Source organism: Allocoprococcus comes (genome assembly GCF_013300725.1).
Classification (GTDB): Bacteria; Bacillota; Clostridia; order Lachnospirales; family Lachnospiraceae; genus Allocoprococcus; species Allocoprococcus comes_A.
Genome location: NZ_JAAIMM010000012.1, coordinates 17,201 through 33,702 on the forward strand (window position 1 = coordinate 17,201; position 16,502 = coordinate 33,702).

General features: G+C 45.6%; 15 protein-coding genes. All 15 read right to left on the reverse strand.

The window, feature by feature from the left end:
• Positions 1 to 27 precede the first annotated feature (27 nt).
• A complete protein-coding gene (locus G4407_RS08005; protein WP_243868800.1) occupies positions 28 to 1,428 on the reverse strand; it encodes a D-alanyl-D-alanine carboxypeptidase family protein in 1,401 nt (466 codons plus the stop codon).
• A gap of 76 nt (positions 1,429 to 1,504) precedes the next feature.
• Positions 1,505 to 2,074, reverse strand: coding sequence for an SMC-Scp complex subunit ScpB (gene scpB / locus G4407_RS08010; RefSeq protein ID WP_173688444.1), 570 nt, complete (start codon positions 2,072 to 2,074; stop codon positions 1,505 to 1,507).
• A 6-nt stretch (positions 2,075 to 2,080) separates the two neighbouring features.
• The gene (locus G4407_RS08015; protein WP_173688445.1) at positions 2,081 to 2,848 is read right to left on the reverse strand and encodes a segregation and condensation protein A; all 768 of its coding nucleotides are present in this window, start codon (positions 2,846 to 2,848) and stop codon (positions 2,081 to 2,083) included.
• A gap of 32 nt (positions 2,849 to 2,880) precedes the next feature.
• Positions 2,881 to 3,774 carry a metallophosphoesterase gene (locus G4407_RS08020; protein ID WP_173688446.1) on the reverse strand — a complete coding sequence of 298 codons (894 nt, stop codon included), beginning with the start codon at positions 3,772 to 3,774 and terminating at the stop codon, positions 2,881 to 2,883.
• A gap of 15 nt (positions 3,775 to 3,789) precedes the next feature.
• Positions 3,790 to 5,046 carry a D-alanyl-D-alanine carboxypeptidase family protein gene (locus G4407_RS08025; protein ID WP_173688504.1) on the reverse strand — a complete coding sequence of 419 codons (1,257 nt, stop codon included), beginning with the start codon at positions 5,044 to 5,046 and terminating at the stop codon, positions 3,790 to 3,792.
• A 70-nt stretch (positions 5,047 to 5,116) separates the two neighbouring features.
• Entirely contained in the window at positions 5,117 to 5,401 is a 285-nt protein-coding gene (locus G4407_RS08030) for a hypothetical protein (protein ID WP_022219906.1), read from the reverse strand.
• Between the two features lie 98 nt (positions 5,402 to 5,499).
• Positions 5,500 to 6,741: an aspartate aminotransferase family protein gene (locus G4407_RS08035; protein ID WP_173688447.1), complete on the reverse strand. Its 1,242-nt coding sequence runs from the start codon at positions 6,739 to 6,741 to the stop codon at positions 5,500 to 5,502.
• Between the two features lie 220 nt (positions 6,742 to 6,961).
• On the reverse strand, positions 6,962 to 7,576 hold the full coding sequence (locus G4407_RS08040) for a putative ABC transporter permease (RefSeq protein ID WP_173688448.1): 615 nt from the start codon (positions 7,574 to 7,576) through the stop codon (positions 6,962 to 6,964).
• A 64-nt stretch (positions 7,577 to 7,640) separates the two neighbouring features.
• On the reverse strand, positions 7,641 to 7,817 hold the full coding sequence (rpsU, locus tag G4407_RS08045; RefSeq protein WP_004054229.1) for a 30S ribosomal protein S21: 177 nt from the start codon (positions 7,815 to 7,817) through the stop codon (positions 7,641 to 7,643).
• A 158-nt stretch (positions 7,818 to 7,975) separates the two neighbouring features.
• The gene (alaS, locus tag G4407_RS08050) at positions 7,976 to 10,615 is read right to left on the reverse strand and encodes an alanine--tRNA ligase (RefSeq protein WP_173688449.1); all 2,640 of its coding nucleotides are present in this window, start codon (positions 10,613 to 10,615) and stop codon (positions 7,976 to 7,978) included.
• A 118-nt stretch (positions 10,616 to 10,733) separates the two neighbouring features.
• Positions 10,734 to 10,865: a vanadium nitrogenase gene (locus tag G4407_RS16410; RefSeq protein ID WP_195231449.1), complete on the reverse strand. Its 132-nt coding sequence runs from the start codon at positions 10,863 to 10,865 to the stop codon at positions 10,734 to 10,736.
• 134 nt (positions 10,866 to 10,999) lie between these two features.
• A complete protein-coding gene (locus tag G4407_RS08055) occupies positions 11,000 to 13,426 on the reverse strand; it encodes a homocysteine S-methyltransferase family protein (protein ID WP_173688450.1) in 2,427 nt (808 codons plus the stop codon).
• A gap of 12 nt (positions 13,427 to 13,438) precedes the next feature.
• Positions 13,439 to 14,086 carry a vitamin B12 dependent-methionine synthase activation domain-containing protein gene (locus tag G4407_RS08060; protein WP_173688451.1) on the reverse strand — a complete coding sequence of 216 codons (648 nt, stop codon included), beginning with the start codon at positions 14,084 to 14,086 and terminating at the stop codon, positions 13,439 to 13,441.
• Between the two features lie 15 nt (positions 14,087 to 14,101).
• On the reverse strand, positions 14,102 to 14,968 hold the full coding sequence (gene metF / locus G4407_RS08065; protein WP_173688452.1) for a methylenetetrahydrofolate reductase [NAD(P)H]: 867 nt from the start codon (positions 14,966 to 14,968) through the stop codon (positions 14,102 to 14,104).
• Between the two features lie 73 nt (positions 14,969 to 15,041).
• Complete coding sequence (gene glgA / locus G4407_RS08070; protein ID WP_173688453.1) at positions 15,042 to 16,478, reverse strand: glycogen synthase GlgA; 1,437 nt, start codon at positions 16,476 to 16,478, stop codon at positions 15,042 to 15,044.
• Positions 16,479 to 16,502: the final 24 nt, after the last annotated feature.

Genomic DNA, 16,502 nt, shown 5'->3' on the forward strand with positions numbered 1-16,502 from the left:
CTTGATCTATTTTATTCTTCTCGTGTTTTAAAAATTAAATTGGTAAAACATTTCACACATTTTCATGGCTATCCAGGTAAATGTTCTCCGTCTGACTGTTTCTTTTACAACTGCCTGGCAGCTCCCCCATTTCTCCCCGTTTAAGAGATACGTGATCTGTCCGACCGGTGTTCCGCTTTTCACCGGCGCATCCAGTTTTTCCGGTACTTCTGCCTTTTCTTCTGCCACGTCATCTTCTCCTACCAGAATCTTACCCGGACTTTCTTTTCCTTTGATTTCCAATTCCACTGCTGCTTTTCCAAACAAACCATTTTGGGAAACACCGTTTTCCACGGGTATTTTCGAAAGCTCCGGTATTTTCCACACTTCAGCATAACGATAATGCGCCATTCCGTACTCCATCAGTTTTCTGGTATCTGCCCATTTATAATTCTTGTTGTTTGGCCAGCCACAGGCAAGCAGTGCCACCACGAATGTACGCCCCTCATTCTGCAAAGCTCCCACATAGCAGTATCCGGCATCCCCGGTAAACCCTGTTTTCCCGGAAATCGCCCCATCCATCATCTGAAGAAATGCATTGTGGTTATTGCAGCTAAAATTCCCCTTCCCTTCAGCATCAGAAAAGCTGTATGACGGTGTTTGCGTGATCGCAAGAAATTCTGCGGCTTTGGGAGAATGCAGGACACAGTAACTCATGATTTTCGCCAGATCTGCGGCTGAAATGCTGTGCACACCGTCCGCGTCCTCTCCATCCAGTCCGTTTGGCGTAACAAAATGTGCCTCCGTGCATCCAATCTCTTCTGCCTTTTCATTCATCCACCTGGCAAATTGCGGAACGGATCCTGCAAGGTGTTCCGCGATCGCCACTGCAGAATCATTATGGGATTCCAGCATCAGGGAATATAGAAGATCCCCCAGATAAAACGCCTCCCCTTCGTGCATTCCCAGATGAACCTTCGGCTGTGCGACCGCATTTGCAGAGGCTGTCACCAGGTCCTTCGGATTTCCCTTTTCCAGTGCAAGAATGCAGGTCATGATCTTCGTTGTACTTGCCATCGGGCGCATTACATGCTCTTCTTTTCCGAGCAGAACTCTGCCGCTGTCCGCATCCACCAGCGCAGCGGAGCGCGCATAGAGCCGGGTAAGAAGCTGCTCCCTTTCCTGTTCACGGTTTTCTTTTTCCTGTGCAGCCTGCTCATCCGAGACCGGATTCTTTTGCTGCGTAGTCTCCATTATCTGTGTCCGTTCATTTTCTTCTGCAGGCACTTCCCCAGACAGAACCTTACCCCGACTTTCTTCTGCGGATTCTCTCCATAGCATCTTTCCTTGAAAAAACTGCAAACTAAAAAAGAATACCATGCACGCTGCCAGAATCCCTCTTCTGGTCTGTGCCGGTATTCCATTCCTCTTCTTTTCTTTCTTTTTCATGCGCCCCGGTCTCCATCCTGCTCTTTTCTGTTCCATTTTATGAACAGGGACGGACGTTTATACTATGGATTCCATTTTAAATATTCAGCCGGATCTGTGCCTCATCTTCCGCTTCTTCTTTGAAGGTCTCCAGCTTCTCCGGTTCAATGCCCGGGAGATCATCTAAGGACTGCACACTGAATCTGCGCAGAAATTCTTCGGTTGTTCCAAAAAGCAGCGGACGTCCCGGTGCATCAAGGCGTCCAAGCTCGCAGACCAGATTGTACTCGATCAGCTTGTTTACCGCATGATCCGATTTGACCCCACGGATCTTCTCAATCTCCAGCTTGGTGATCGGCTGACGGTAAGCAATGATTGAAAGTGTCTCCAGCATGACATCTGTCAGGACATACTTTTTCGGCTGCTTTGCGATCCGGATCAGATACTCATACATTTCCGGTTTGGTACAGAGCTGATATGCATGATCCAGTTCAATGATCCGGATGCCACGCTCCTCTTTCTGATACTTGTCCATCATATTATGGATAAGTTTCTCCGTCGTCGGCACGTCCTGCTCGATCGCGGATGCGATCTTACTCACCTCGACCGAATCTCCCATAGTGAACAGGATTGCCTCTATGATACTCTCCAACTGTTTTGTTCTCATTTTCTTCTATACTCCTTGCCGCAGTCCCTCGTCCGATGTAATAATGATATCATCAAACGTATGTTCCTGATATACCTGTATCTCTCCTGTCTTCATCAGTTCCAGCACCGCCAGGAAGGTGACAATGATCTGCACCTTGGATGCCTGCTTTTTCAGGAGATCCCGGAAACTGAATCTATGATGTACCTTTGCATACTCATAAACATATTCCAGTTTCTCCGGAAGCGTAACCTCTTCTTTCTCGATCTTACCGAACTTACTTCGGATCGGATCCGTCTTATCTGCCTGTCTTTTCAGGATATCCTGAAAAATATCATTCAGCTTCGTCAGTGTCAGCCCGTCAAGAAGCGTATCCAGATCTACCGGTTCCTCGTATTCCTTTACTTCATCCGGAATGGTCGCTCCCTTGTAGAACAATTTTTCCCCGTCCACCTGACGGTCACGCAGTTCATAAGACATGTATTTGTACATCTTGTACTGCAAAAGCTGCTCTACCAGTTCCTGACGCGGATCTTCTTCCTCTCCCTCTTCATTGATTTCCTTTGGAAGAAGCATCTTGCATTTGATGTCCAGAAGTGTCGCCGCCATGACCAGGAACTCACTCATGACATTCAGGTCTTCTCTGTCCATCGCCTGGATATATTCCATATACTGGTTGGTGATCTCTACGATCGGAATATCGTAGATGTCTATTTTATTTTTATCGATCAAATGTAAGAGCAGATCCAGAGGTCCCTCAAAAACCTGCAGCTTTACCGGTATTCCTTTTCCCATAGATATCCTTTCCAGTCAAATTGTCGCTAACCTTATTTATTATACAGGAAAGCCGGGATGATATCAAGCACGACTAACTCTGCCGGATTCCAGAAGCGGAAATTGATCGTGTGGGTTCCGAGCCCTTTGCTGACCACAATATATTTCCCGTCTTTTTCATAACAGTCCCCGCTGTAGCGTGGAAACAGACGGAACTGCGGACTGATCACACCACCAAGCAGTGGAAGTCTGGCAATCCCGCCATGTAAATGTCCGGACAGCACCAGGTCTGCTCCCCACTTCCAGTAGGTTTCTGCGTAAAGCGGATGATGTGCCATCAGAATGCAGTATGCGTCTTTCTCCGCACTGCCGGCTCTCTCTTTGATTTCGCCAGTCGTAAGCGGGCACACCTTCCATCCTTTTTTATAGCATCCAAATGGAAGCTCCATTCCATATAAGCGAAGCTTCATCCCGTTTACCCGGATCTCTTCTGATCCATTCACCAGGACATGGATCCCTGCCTTTTTCAGTTCGTTCTCATAATATCCATATTCTTTGCCGTAAATCTCCGGCTGCTCATGCATTCTCTGCTCATGATTGCCATTACAGCACCAGACCGGTGCGATCTGTGGAAGTTTTTTCATCAAATCCGCTGCCGGTGTCCAGTCTCTTCCGGCTTTCCCGACCAGCATATCGCCGCCTGCCAGGATCAGATCCGGCTTTGCTTCCCTGATCGCCGAAAGCAGCTCCTCATTCTCTTTTCCATAGATATGATTATGCAGATCACTTAAGAAAACAATCCGTACTTTTCCGGCATCTCTCTTTATTTTACTGGTCCTGATCTGGTACCTTGTAATCTTGAAGCAGTGCAGCTCCCGCCATACTTCTGCAAGAACTGCTGCTGCAAAAATCACCAGTATCAATACGATAATCCCTGTTGCCTTCATCTCTTCCCTCTTTCGTTATACCATCATTTCTTCCAGTATTTTAAGGAATGCGCCACCAAATGTCAACTCCGCAACATCTTCCGTCGCATAAACCGGAACGCTTCCGATGGTTTTCTCATTCAGCCGGTAAATGACTTCTCCGATCTGGTCGCCTTTCTTTACCGGGGCAGTCTGCTTCTGCATCCGTACCTCTTTTTCCACGGCAGACAGATCTGATCCACTGGTATCCACATACCGGAAGCCCTCCGGCGTCTCTCCCTTTGCCTTCTCCTGCATTCCATGTTTCACTTCGGCATACACAATTTTTTCCAGTGCCCTTTCATCCTGGTAAATACTGCATTTTCCAAAGCCATAGTTTAACATGGCAATGGCATCCTTTACCCGTGTCTTGGAATCCGGCTCTGCCATCACAACCGCAATCATATCGATCCCGTCTTTTCTTGCCGTCGCAGACAAGCAGAACTTCGCACCGCTTGTGGATCCGGTCTTCAGTCCAGTTGCGTATTCGTACTGCCGGATTAGTTTATTGGTATTACTCAGTCCGAATTCACTGCTGCCCTTTGCCGTAGTGTGGGTAATATTTTCCATCCAGATTGTTGAGTAGTTCTCGATCTGTGGATACTTCGTGATCAGTTCCCGTGACATCAGTGCAATGTCTCTCGCTGTCGTCAGATGCCCTTCCGTGTCCAGTCCATTACAGTTGACAAAATGGGTATTCGTCATTCCAAGCCCTGCCGATCTCTGATTCATCTTTTCCACAAAAGCCGGTTCACTCCCGGCAATCTTTTCTGCCATCGCCACGCAGGCATCATTGGCACTTGCCACAGCAATACACTTGATCATCGTATCCACAGTCTGCTTCTCGCCCGCTTCCAGAAATACCTGGGATCCGCCCATCGATGCGGCGTACTCAGAAGTTGTGACCTCGGTATCCGGCGTGATCGTTCCATCTGCCAGCGCATCAAAGATCAGGAGCAGTGTCATAACCTTCGTCACACTCGCCGGTGGCTTTTTCTCATCCGCATTTTTTTCAAAGAGAACCTGCCCGCCGGAAGCTTCCATAATAACTGCGGACTCAGCAGATAGTTCCAGACCGGTCAGATTGCCCGAATTATCTCCGTTCGTCTGCTCCGGATCCTCCTGCCGAATCACATCCTGCATAGCTTTCGGTCTTTCTCCCGGCTCGAAAACATCTGCCGCCCGGACCGGAATTCCATATACGGTCTGCACGCACAGAAGCATGCCAAGCAGACCTGCCAGAAATTTGCGCATCATAAGACTCCTTTTTCCATCCATCGATACTATATAAATAAGCCTCCTGACAGGAAAATAGAACCTTTCTTTATACTTCCCGGTTCATTTTTTCTCCTTCCTCATTGAACCAGTCCATTGCCTGACAGATTCCTTCTTCTGCAAATGGGAATTCTCTCTTTGTGATCTTTTCCTGTGGGATTTTATCATAAATAAACGGTCCTTCCCAGATACTTCCTACAAGAATTGTTTCTGAATTTTCCTCATCGGTCTTTTTTTCCTCTTTCGCCAGGCGATAGTTCATTTTTCCCATGCTTCCGTTAAATTTCGCTTTTTTATAAAAATTCAGCGGAAAAAGCTGCATTCTTTCTAACATATTTTTCACCTCAAAAACCGGCACAGAAACTGGGGGATTTCTGTGCCGGTACTCTATTTTTTATACAATTATATCAATAAGTCGGAGGAATGTCTATACTATGCAGTCTTCTGATCTGCCTCATATTTTGCAGCAGCTTCGTTGATCGCATCTCTCATGATCTCGATTGCCTGATCTACGTGTTCTTTTGCAAGGATCAGTGGCGGGATCATACGGTTTACGCTGTCGCCGATCGCTGTGATCAGAAGTCTTCTTCTGAAGCATGCCCATTTTACTTCAAGAGCGATCGGAATATCGTATTCGCATCCTACCAGAAGTCCTTTTCCTCTTGCTTCTTTTACATGTGGAAGCTCTGCAAGCTTTTCTTTCATGTATTCGCCCATTACTTTTGCATTTCCACTTAAATCTCTGTCGAGGATTTCAGAAATAGAAGCAAGAGATGCGGCACATGCAAGTGGATGTCCACCGTATGTAGAACCATGTGTTCCTGATGTAAATACTGCAGCTACTTCTTCGCTTGCGCAGCATGCACCGATCGGCATTCCGCCTCCCATTGCCTTTGCCATCGTTACACAGTCAGGTTTTACGCCATATCCCATAAATGCCATTGGAGATCCTGTACGTCCCCATCCGGTCTGTACTTCATCGAGAAGGAGAAGCATGCCTCTTTCATCACAAAGCTTACGAAGTCCTTCGATGAATTCCTGTGTTGCCGGATGTACACCGCCTTCGCCCTGTACCGGCTCGATCATGATCGCGATCGTGTTATCTGTTACTTTTGCCTTGAAATCTTCAAGGTTGTTATATTCTGCGTAGGAGAATCCCGGAAGCATCGGTTTGAATCCAAGCTGACATGCGTTATCCGGCTGTCCTGTTGCGGAAAGTGCTCCGTATGTTCTTCCGTGGAAGCCATTGATTGCTGTTACGATATGGTAATGTTCCGGACCGTATTTTTCAACGCCGTATTTTCTTGCCATCTTGATCATACATTCATTGGCTTCTGTTCCTGAGTTCTGGAAGAAAATCTTATCCATTCCGATCGTGTCACAGATCTTCTTTGCGAGAAGTGCCTGTGGAATTGTGTATGGATAGTTGAATGTATGCATGATATCATCAAGCTGGTCTTTTACTGCTGCGACAACCTTCGGATTTCTGTTACCTGGTGTATTTACGGCAACTCCACCATAAAAGTCGAGGTAAGCTACCCCTTTTTCATCATAGAGATACATACCTTCTGCACGTTCTGCGATAAAATCATATCTCGCATAGGTTTCTACCATATATTTTTTTACAATGTCCTTTAATTCTTCTGCTGTAAGTCCTGTGTCTTTGAGTTTCATAAGAATCTCCTCGCTTTCCTTCTTTTGATCATATACTACTTCATGCTATTCGTTCCGGACTTCGAATAAAAATGTGTAAAAGAATGTGCCTTTTGTTTAGCAGGAAGTTTCTTCGGAATTTTCCGCCAAACAAAAAGACGCCATGTACTAACTGTACATGACGTCCTTGTCGTTTACAAGACACAGTATAGACCACAGTCTATGGTTTTGTCAACAACAATTATGCTAAAAAATTATCTTTCATTTTGTCTTTTGCTTGTTCAATCTGCTGTATCTGCTCCTCATCCGTGCTTTCCTGAAGATTTTCTTTCTTCTGGCGGTAAATCGTCGCAGAGAAATCCATAATGTATCCGATCAGGATCAGATTGCCAATTGCACGCCCTGCACGAACCGGTATCATGGCAACAAACGCTGCAACAATATTCTGCAGGAACATAAAAAGGAACAACGTATAGAATCCCCAGGCGATCGAACTTTCCAGACAGATGATCCCTCTGTAGTTAAACGGCTTCTCATGGTAATCCCACCAGATCTCACCGAAAATGCGCTTCATCACAAGTGCCGTCAGAAATTCCAGTGTCGTCGCAAGGAAAGATCCAAGGAAAAACAGCAGCATACTGTTATCACTGTACGGACGCAATATAAAAAATACCGTAAGCGCACCAAACCCGTAAATCGGGCAAAACGGACCTTTTGCAAAGCCCCTGTTCGTAATCTTATGATTACAAAATGACATATAGATGGATTCCACCAGCCATCCCATCATGCTGTAGGTCAGGAACCACATCACAACCTCATATCCATCAATTCCAAATATTATCTTATTCCACCACATAAAATTTTCCTGTAAAAATGGAGGGTTTATGAATCATAAACCCTCCATTATTGTTCTGCACATATTAGTTATATTTACGTTTTCTAGCAGCTTCAGATTTCTTTTTACGTCTAACGCTTGGTTTTTCGTAATGTTCTCTTTTGCGAATCTCCTGCTGAATTCCTGCTTTTGCACAGTTTCTTTTGAATCTGCGTAAAGCACTATCTAACGTTTCGTTTTCTTTAACGATTACATTTGACATAGTCTCACACCTAACCTCCCCTCCAGCCTGGTATTGTGCATCATACGACTGTTCGGGTATATTTATTGCACTACATTAGATTATATCATATTTTTCCTCTCAGTCAAGAATTTTTTGAAAAATAGGAAAAATATGCATAAATCTGTCATTTCCCGGCATTATTTTATCTGTTCTGCCAGTACTTCTTTGACTTTTGCAAGGGCATCCGGGATTCCGGCCGGGTTCTTTCCGCCAGCCTGTGCCATGTTCGGACGTCCACCGCCGCCACCGCCTACACAGGAAGCGATTGCCTTGATCAGGTTGCCTGCGTGAGCACCCTTCTTCATTGCTTCGTCTGTTGCTGTAGCCATCAGGCTTACCTTGCCGTTCGCGCTGGATGCGATCACGACCACGCCTTCTCCGAGCTTCTCCTTGAGCTGGTCTCCAAGGTCACGCAGTCCGTTCATGTCCATATCTTCTACGCTGACAGCAATCACTTTTACACCGGCTACTTCTTCTACCTGATCCATCACATCACCCATGGCATCTTTTGCAAGCTTGCTCTTCAGGCTTTCTACTTCACTGTGAAGTTCTTTGTTCTCAGTCTGAAGATGTGCAATCTTCTCAGATACAGTATCCGGAGTTGCTTTCAGGAGCCTGGCTGCTTCATGAAGCAACTGTTCCAGTTCTCCATAATAATCCATCAGTCCTTTGGATGTAAGTGCTTCGATACGGCGTACCCCTGCTGCCACACCACTTTCAGACAGGATCTTGAATGCTCCGATCTCGCTTGTATTGGCAACGTGTGTACCACCACAGAACTCAATAGAGTAATCTCCCATATTTACAACACGGACGATGTCGCCGTATTTCTCACCGAATAGAGCCTGTGCTCCGGTCCTTCTTGCTTCTTCGATCGGCATGTTCTTAATGACAACCTGCAGAGATCTGGAAATGCTTTCATTTACCATATCTTCTACTTTCTGCAGTTCTTCCGGTGTCATTGCAGAGAAATGAGAGAAGTCGAAACGAAGTCTCTTGTCGTCTACATAAGATCCGGACTGTTCTACATGTGTACCAAGTACGGTACGGAGTGCTTTCTGAAGCAGATGTGTCGCACTGTGGTTTCTTGCACAAAGCGCACGTCTCTGCGGATCAACAGTCAGAGTCACCTGATCTCCAGCCTTCATCATACCCTTTGTCATATGACCGATATGACCGATCTTGCCACCAAGCATCTTCTTCACGTCTTCTACAACGAATTCACCGTCACCGCATCTGATCACACCGTGATCGGCTTCCTGTCCACCGCTTGTTGCGTAGAACGGAGTCTCATCTACAAAGATGGTTCCTCTCTCACCGTCAGAAAGAGCGTCTACGATCTCATTTTCTGTGGTAAGTACCGTAATCTTCGATTCATATTCCAGATGATCGTATCCGACAAATTTGGAAGTTACAGACGGATCGATGGATTCGTATACGGTTGCATCTGCTCCCATGTAGTTCGTTGCCTTACGCGCTTTTCTTGCAGTCTGACGCTGAACTTCCATTGCAGCTTTAAATCCCTCTTCATCGATATCCATGCCTTCTTCTTCCAGGATCTCTTTGGTAAGATCGATCGGGAATCCATAGGTATCATATAATTTGAACGCATCTTCTCCGGACAGAGTCTTTGTTCCTTCTTCTGCCATCTTTTCTTTCATCTCGTTCAGGATGACAAGTCCCTGGTCGATGGTCTTCTCAAACTGCTCTTCTTCCTTGCGGATGACATTCATGATAAAGTCTTTCTTTTCTTCCAGCTCCGGATATCCGTCTTTAGAGCCTTCGATCACAGTTGCAGCAAGATCTGTAAGGAATCCCGGTGCAATGTTCAGCAGTCTTCCGTGACGGCATGCACGGCGGAGAAGACGGCGAAGAACATATCCTCTTCCTTCATTAGACGGCATAATACCATCAGAGATCATGAAGGATACAGAACGCACATGGTCTGTGATTACACGCAGAGATACGTCTGTGCTTTCATTATCTCCATAAGATACTCCTGCGATCTCACATACCTGGTCACGCAGTGCTTTTAAAGTATCAATATCGAACATAGAGTCTACATCCTGCACGATACATGCAAGTCTCTCAAGTCCCATACCGGTATCAATATTCTTCTGCTTCAATTCGCTGTAGTTTCCATGTCCATCATTGTCGAACTGTGAAAATACGTTGTTCCAGATCTCCATATAACGGTCACATTCGCAGCCTACTGTACATCCCGGTTTACCGCATCCGTATTTTTCTCCACGGTCATAGTAAATCTCTGAACACGGACCGCACGGACCTGATCCATGCTCCCAGAAGTTGTCTTCTTTTCCGAACCGGAAAATTCTCTCCGGTGCAATACCAATCTCTTCATTCCAGATCTTCCATGCTTCATCATCATCTTCATATACAGACGGGTACAGACGATCCGGATCCAGTCCAACCACTTCTGTCAGGAATTCCCATGACCAGTGGATCGCTTCTGTCTTAAAGTAATCTCCGAATGAGAAGTTACCAAGCATCTCAAAGAAAGTACCGTGACGTGCAGTCTTTCCTACGTTCTCGATATCTCCTGTACGGATACATTTCTGACAGGTTGTCACACGGCGTCTCGGTGGGATCTCCTGTCCTGTAAAATATGGTTTCAGCGGTGCCATTCCTGAGTTGATCAGCAGAAGGCTGTTATCATTGTGCGGCACCAGCGAAAAGCTTTTCATTTTTAAATGACCTTTGCTCTCGAAAAAGTCAAGAAACATGCGTCTAAGTTCGTTAACTCCGTAAGCTTTCATCTTTATCCTCCTCGCTTCTATCAGCTAAATTCTAATTATAAAGAGATTTTGATGGCTTGTCAATATAATGGAATTTAAAAAGGAACCGCATTTTCTGCGATTCCTTCTTTTTTCCATTCTACTTAGTCTCTGAATTCTTTGCGTCTTTTCTTTCGCGAAGCTTCTTGCCTGCAAAAACCCCTCCGACTGCAAACGCTCCGATAAAGAGCATCTTCAATACCGTAGAGATCAGTGTTGAAAAAAATGCCATCTTGTCATGCCTCCCATGCTATCATTTTCTTTTCTCCTTGATTTATGCACATTATAGCATATACAAAAAGTTTTTCCAAACTTTTTTAGCATTTTCACATACATTTTCGGTCTTTTGTATCTGCCTTACAGTTCCTACTCCGCCATGCCAAAGAATTTCTGCGCATAGTGTACGGACTGCATGGCATCTTTTCCATAGAAATCCGCCCCGATCATATCCGCGTAATCCTGGTTCAGAACAGCCCCGCCTACCATGACTTTACAGTCCGGTTTTTTCTCTCTTAAAAGTTTGATCGTCTCTTCCATGCTGACTACAGTTGTGGTCATCAGGGCACTTAAGCCTACCAAAGTGACATTCTCCTCAACCGCTTTTTCTACGATCGCCTCCGGCGGCACATCCTTTCCGAGATCGATCACATCAAAACCATAATTTTCGAGAAGAACTTTCACGATATTCTTTCCGATATCATGGATATCACCTTTTACGGTTGCAAGGATGATCTTCTCCTTCTTTTCTTCTTCCTGTCCGGATGAAGCAAGCACATCCTTGATAACCGCAAAAGCAATCTTCGCAGCATCTGCACTCATCAGAAGCTGCGGAAGGAACACGGTTCCTTTCTCAAATCCATCACCGACCACGTTCAGTGCCGGGATCAGCTCCTCCTGGATGATATCCAGCGGTTCCCTTGTACCGATCAGCTCGCGGGTAATATGATGCGCCTCTTCTTTGAGTCCACGTTCGATCGCATACTTGAGCGTCATCTTACCGTCTGCTGTTTTTGACGCGCTTCCTGTTGCTGTACCTGTCTGTGAGGCCTGGACAGTCACCGTTTCTGTGGTTCCCGCATAAGTACTGATATAATTCGTACAATTTTCATCAAAGCCCATCAGTGCATTATAAGAACGATAAGCCTTCATCATATCTTCTGAGGATGGATTGATGATTCCTGCCGTCAGTCCATTCTGCATTGCCATCGCATAGAAATAACTGTTGACGATCGGACGCCTTGGAAGTCCAAAGGAAATATTCGATACTCCAAGAACGGTCCTGACACCGAATTCTTCCCGTACTCTCTTCAGTGCTTCCAGAGTAACCTTTGCCCCGTCTTTTTCCGAACTGATGGTCATGGTCAGCACGTCGATCACGATATCTTTCTTGTCGATTCCGTATTTGGCTGCTTCGTTGATGATCTTACCCGCAACACGCACACGGCCTTCTGCATCCTTCGGAATCCCCTCTTCATCAATGGTCAGTCCGACAACTACACCGCCGTATTTCCGGATCAGAGGGAATACTTCGTCCATAGAAACCTGCTTTCCGTTTACAGAATTGATCATCGGCTTTCCATTGTAGATACGCATTGCGCGTTCCATAGCCTTTCCATCTACTGTGTCAATCTGAAGCGGAAGACTGGTCACGCTCTGCAGTTCTTTTACAACTTTTTCCATCATGGCAACTTCGTCAATATCCGGAAGTCCTACATTGACATCCAGAATGTGCGCACCCTTATCCTGCTGCGTGATCGCTTCTTTCAGGATGTAGTCCATATCTTCATTTTTCAGCGCTTCTTTGAATTTCTTCTTTCCGGTCGGGTTGATTCTTTCTCCGATGATACGCGGCATATCATCCAGGATCACAGCCTGTCCATAAGAAGATACGATCGTATCATGCTTTTTCTCGATCCCGCACAATGGAAGATCTTTGCATTCTTCTACCAGCTTTTTAATATGCTCCGGTGTCGTTCCGCAGCATCCGCCGATCACACAGGCTCCTCCCTTCACAACCTCCTGCATGATCCGGGCAAACTCATCCGGCTCTACATCGTAATACGTTTCCCCGTTCTTCTGCTTCGGAAGTCCGGCATTTGGCTTCACAATGACCGGAAGGGAGGTATATCTTCTTAAATCCTCCAGGATTGGAAGCATCTGTTTCGGTCCAAGTCCACAGTTCAGTCCCAGTGCATCTACGCGAAGTCCTTCCAGCATTGCCACAACAGAAGGGACATCCCCACCTGTCAGAAGCTTTCCTCTTTCGTCAAAGATCATGGTTACGAATACCGGAAGAGAAGAATTTTCTTTTGCTGCAAGAATGGCTGCCTTTACCTCATAGGTATCACTCATGGTCTCGATATGGATCAGGTCTGCACCGTACTTTTCTCCATAGCGGACGGCTTCTGCAAACGCTTCATAAGCATCATCAAAATCCAGATCTCCCATTGGTTTTAACAGCTTTCCGGTCGGTCCCATATCCAGTGCCACATAAGTCTCTTTTCCGATCTGCTCCCCTGCTCTTTTTGCATTTGCAATCCCTGCACGGATCACTTCTTCAACCGTATATCTGTCATCATGGAATTTGCAGACATTAGCGCCAAAGGTATTTGCAAGAACCACATCACTTCCTGCTTCGTAATATCTGCGGTGAATCGCTTCCACCTTCTCCGGATGCTCGATGTTCCAGGTCTCCGGAAGCTCTCCCGGTGCAAGTCCTTCTGCCTGCAGAAGAGTTCCCATTCCTCCATCTAAAAATAAAAGTTCTTTTCCCAAACGTTCTCTGATATTCATACCCTACGCTCCTTAATTTCTTCTGTAAATGCAGTCCTTCTTCTCACACACTTCGCAGCCTTTGATGTGGCATTTTTCCTGCGTATCACTGATCCCAATGAGTGCAGTCACCGATTTTGTCGGTGTGAGCATATAGCTGTCTGTCATGGTAAGTCCGATCTTCTTTGCCGTATCCAGCATCCGTAAGATATCGTCCTGATGATGGATATCAAAATCACCGTATCCCGGACTGAATCTCGGTCTGAGCCATTTATTCTGCGCTTTTAACTCTTCTTCGATCGAAAGCTGCAGATCGTCACAGTACTCCTCCAGATATGCAGCTGCGCATGCCTGCAATACGACAGATTTCGCCATATCTGTCAGTGAATAACGTTTCATCAGCATATCGACACCGGTACCGAGTGTTGCGCCAAATACAACTGCTTCTTTGCAGCCTCTGAGATTCTTTCCGAGACTTCTGCTTTTAATATTCATTTTTCCGATCGTCACCTGGTCTTCTCCTGTAACTTTACAGTCAAAAATGCGATAGACGGATTTTGCCTGCGTGGTCTGATCGAGTTCCCCGAAGGAAACATCGATCAGCGCAAGCGTCTGTTCATCTACCGCATGTCTTCCATATCCCAGATAACGAATTGCTTCTTTCGTTCTGGCATCTGTCATCTTTCTTACGTTCCTTTATTTTACGATTTCTGAAAGGTTCTGCATGATTGCAGCAGCCACTTCCGGTTTGTTCATCGAATATACGTGGATATTGCGGACTCCATTTGCGATCAGGTCAATGATCTGGTCGGTCGCATATGCAATTCCCGCCTGCTTCATCGCTGCCGGATCATCTCCGAAATAATCGACAATCGCACGGAATCTCTGCGGAACAGCAGTTCCTGAAAGGGCACAGCTTCTTGCGAGCTGCTTTTTCGTTGTGATCGGCATGATGCCCGGAAGCACCGGTATCATGATTCCCTGTTCACGGATACGATACAGGAAATTATAGAAAATATCATTATTGAAAAACATCTGTGTGGTAATAAAATCCACTCCACAATCTACCTTTTCTTTGAGATAACGGATATCATCTTTCTTGTGTTCCATCTCTACATGTCCTTCCGGATAGCATGCAGCTCCGATGCAGAAGTCTCCCGTTTTTTTGATGTCTTCGATCAGTTCACAGGCATGAGAATACTGTCCCGGAAGTGGAAACTGTCCATCCTGCGGGATGTCTCCTCTGAGTGCAAGGATATTCTCAACCCCTTCTTTCTGAAGCTGTCCGATGACCTTATGTACCTCTTCCTTTGTTGAGGACACACAGGTCAGATGTGCAAGTGCCGGAATCTTCAGGTCATTCTTGATATGACTTGCAATCTTAACCGTATTCTTACTGGTTCCACCACCGGCTCCATAGGTAACACTGATAAATGACGGGTTAAGTTCTGCGATTCCATCCGTTGCTTTTAACACGGATTCAAAGCCCGCATCCGTCTTCGGTGGAAACACTTCAAAGGAAATATGTACTCCGTCTGCTTTAATTTTGTCTATAATCCTCATAATGAATGTTTCTCCTCTGTAAAATTTTTCATTTCATGATACCATATTTTCCGGCAGATTACCAGAATGCATTTTACATATTTTCGTAAAGATCTTCGTAAAGCTTGGCTGAATTCTTCCATGAGAAGTCTTTTTCCATACCACGCTCTACGATCTTGTTCCAGTCACGCTTCTTATCATAGTAAATCTGTTCTGCATATCTTACGGTTGCAAGCATCTCATGCGCATTGTAATTGGTGAAACTGAATCCGGTTCCGGTCTTCTCGTATTCGTTGTAAGCTTCTACAGTATCTTTGAGTCCGCCTGTCTCTCTTACGATCGGCACTGTACCATATCTCAGACTCATCAGCTGGCTCAGTCCACATGGTTCAAATAACGACGGCATCAGGAATGCATCACAGGATGCATAGATCTTATGAGACATCGGCTCTGAATAATAGATCTGTGCAGATACCTTATCCGGATACTTCCATGCGAAATGACGGAACATGTTCTCGTATCTCTCATCTCCGGTACCGAGTACGACGATCTGAACCGCATCCTGGCAAAGTTCATCCATCACACAGTCGATCAGGTCAAAGCCTTTCTGGTCGGTCAGTCTGGATACGATACCGATCATCATACGGTGCGGATCTCTCTCCAGTCCGAGTTCTTCCTGCAGAGCCATTTTATTTTTTACTTTTTCCTTGCGGAAGTTTTCGACAGAGTAAGTTCTTGCAATGTTGGTATCTGTTGCCGGATTGAAATCACCGTAATCAATACCATTGACAATTCCCGACAGGCAGTTTGCTCTTGCCTGCATCAGTCCTTCCAGCTTCTCCCCATAGAACGGTGTCTTGATCTCTTCCGCATAGCTGCTGCTTACCGTTGTCACACGGTCAGCGTAGACGATTCCGCCTTTCAGATAGTTGGCATCGTCATATGCTTCCAGCTTATCCGGTGAGAAATAGTATGCCGGAAGTCCGGTGATATCCATAACCGTCTTCTTATCCCAGACACCCTGGAATTTGAGGTTATGTATGGTGATCACGGTCTTGATTCCACGGAAAAACTCATTGTTATAGCGGAAATTATCCAGATAAATCGGAACAAGCCCGGTCTGCCAGTCATGGCAGTGAATGATATCCGGTCTGAAATCCAGAAGCGGCAGTGCACTTAAGGCTGCTTTTGAAAAGAATGCAAACTTCTCAATATCGTATGCAATATCACCATATGGCTTCGGACCATTAAAATAATATTCATTGTCTATGAAATAAAAAGTGATTCCTTCATGCTGAAGTTCGAGAATCCCTACATACTGCTGTCTCCAGTTCAGATCCATATAGAAATGAAGTCTGTAAGAAAGTTTATCTTTCCATTCATCTTTCATGCACATATACTTTGGAAGCATAACACGTACATCGTATTTGTTCTTGTCAAAATATTTTGGAAGTGATCCCACTACATCGGCTAATCCCCCGGTTTTGATAAACGGAACTGATTCAGATGCCACAAATAATACTTTTTTCATTTAACACCCTCCTTACTCTCGCGG

What these genes read in the sequence shown, in the direction of transcription:
- G4407_RS08005 (WP_243868800.1), bottom strand. Translation starts at nt 1,428, where the DNA reads ATGAAAAAGAAAGAAAAGAAGAGGAATGGAATACCGGCACAGACCAGA.
- scpB (WP_173688444.1), bottom strand. Translation starts at nt 2,074, where the DNA reads ATGAGAACAAAACAGTTGGAGAGTATCATAGAGGCAATCCTGTTCACT.
- G4407_RS08055 (WP_173688450.1), bottom strand. Translation starts at nt 13,426, where the DNA reads ATGAATATCAGAGAACGTTTGGGAAAAGAACTTTTATTTTTAGATGGA.
- G4407_RS08030 (WP_022219906.1), bottom strand. Translation starts at nt 5,401, where the DNA reads ATGTTAGAAAGAATGCAGCTTTTTCCGCTGAATTTTTATAAAAAAGCG.
- metF (WP_173688452.1), bottom strand. Translation starts at nt 14,968, where the DNA reads ATGAGGATTATAGACAAAATTAAAGCAGACGGAGTACATATTTCCTTT.
- alaS (WP_173688449.1), bottom strand. Translation starts at nt 10,615, where the DNA reads ATGAAAGCTTACGGAGTTAACGAACTTAGACGCATGTTTCTTGACTTT.
- G4407_RS08035 (WP_173688447.1), bottom strand. Translation starts at nt 6,741, where the DNA reads ATGAAACTCAAAGACACAGGACTTACAGCAGAAGAATTAAAGGACATT.
- G4407_RS08040 (WP_173688448.1), bottom strand. Translation starts at nt 7,576, where the DNA reads ATGTGGTGGAATAAGATAATATTTGGAATTGATGGATATGAGGTTGTG.
- rpsU (WP_004054229.1), bottom strand. Translation starts at nt 7,817, where the DNA reads ATGTCAAATGTAATCGTTAAAGAAAACGAAACGTTAGATAGTGCTTTA.
- glgA (WP_173688453.1), bottom strand. Translation starts at nt 16,478, where the DNA reads ATGAAAAAAGTATTATTTGTGGCATCTGAATCAGTTCCGTTTATCAAA.
- G4407_RS08025 (WP_173688504.1), bottom strand. Translation starts at nt 5,046, where the DNA reads ATGCGCAAATTTCTGGCAGGTCTGCTTGGCATGCTTCTGTGCGTGCAG.
- G4407_RS08015 (WP_173688445.1), bottom strand. Translation starts at nt 2,848, where the DNA reads ATGGGAAAAGGAATACCGGTAAAGCTGCAGGTTTTTGAGGGACCTCTG.
- G4407_RS08020 (WP_173688446.1), bottom strand. Translation starts at nt 3,774, where the DNA reads ATGAAGGCAACAGGGATTATCGTATTGATACTGGTGATTTTTGCAGCA.
- G4407_RS08060 (WP_173688451.1), bottom strand. Translation starts at nt 14,086, where the DNA reads ATGACAGATGCCAGAACGAAAGAAGCAATTCGTTATCTGGGATATGGA.
- G4407_RS16410 (WP_195231449.1), bottom strand. Translation starts at nt 10,865, where the DNA reads ATGGCATTTTTTTCAACACTGATCTCTACGGTATTGAAGATGCTCTTT.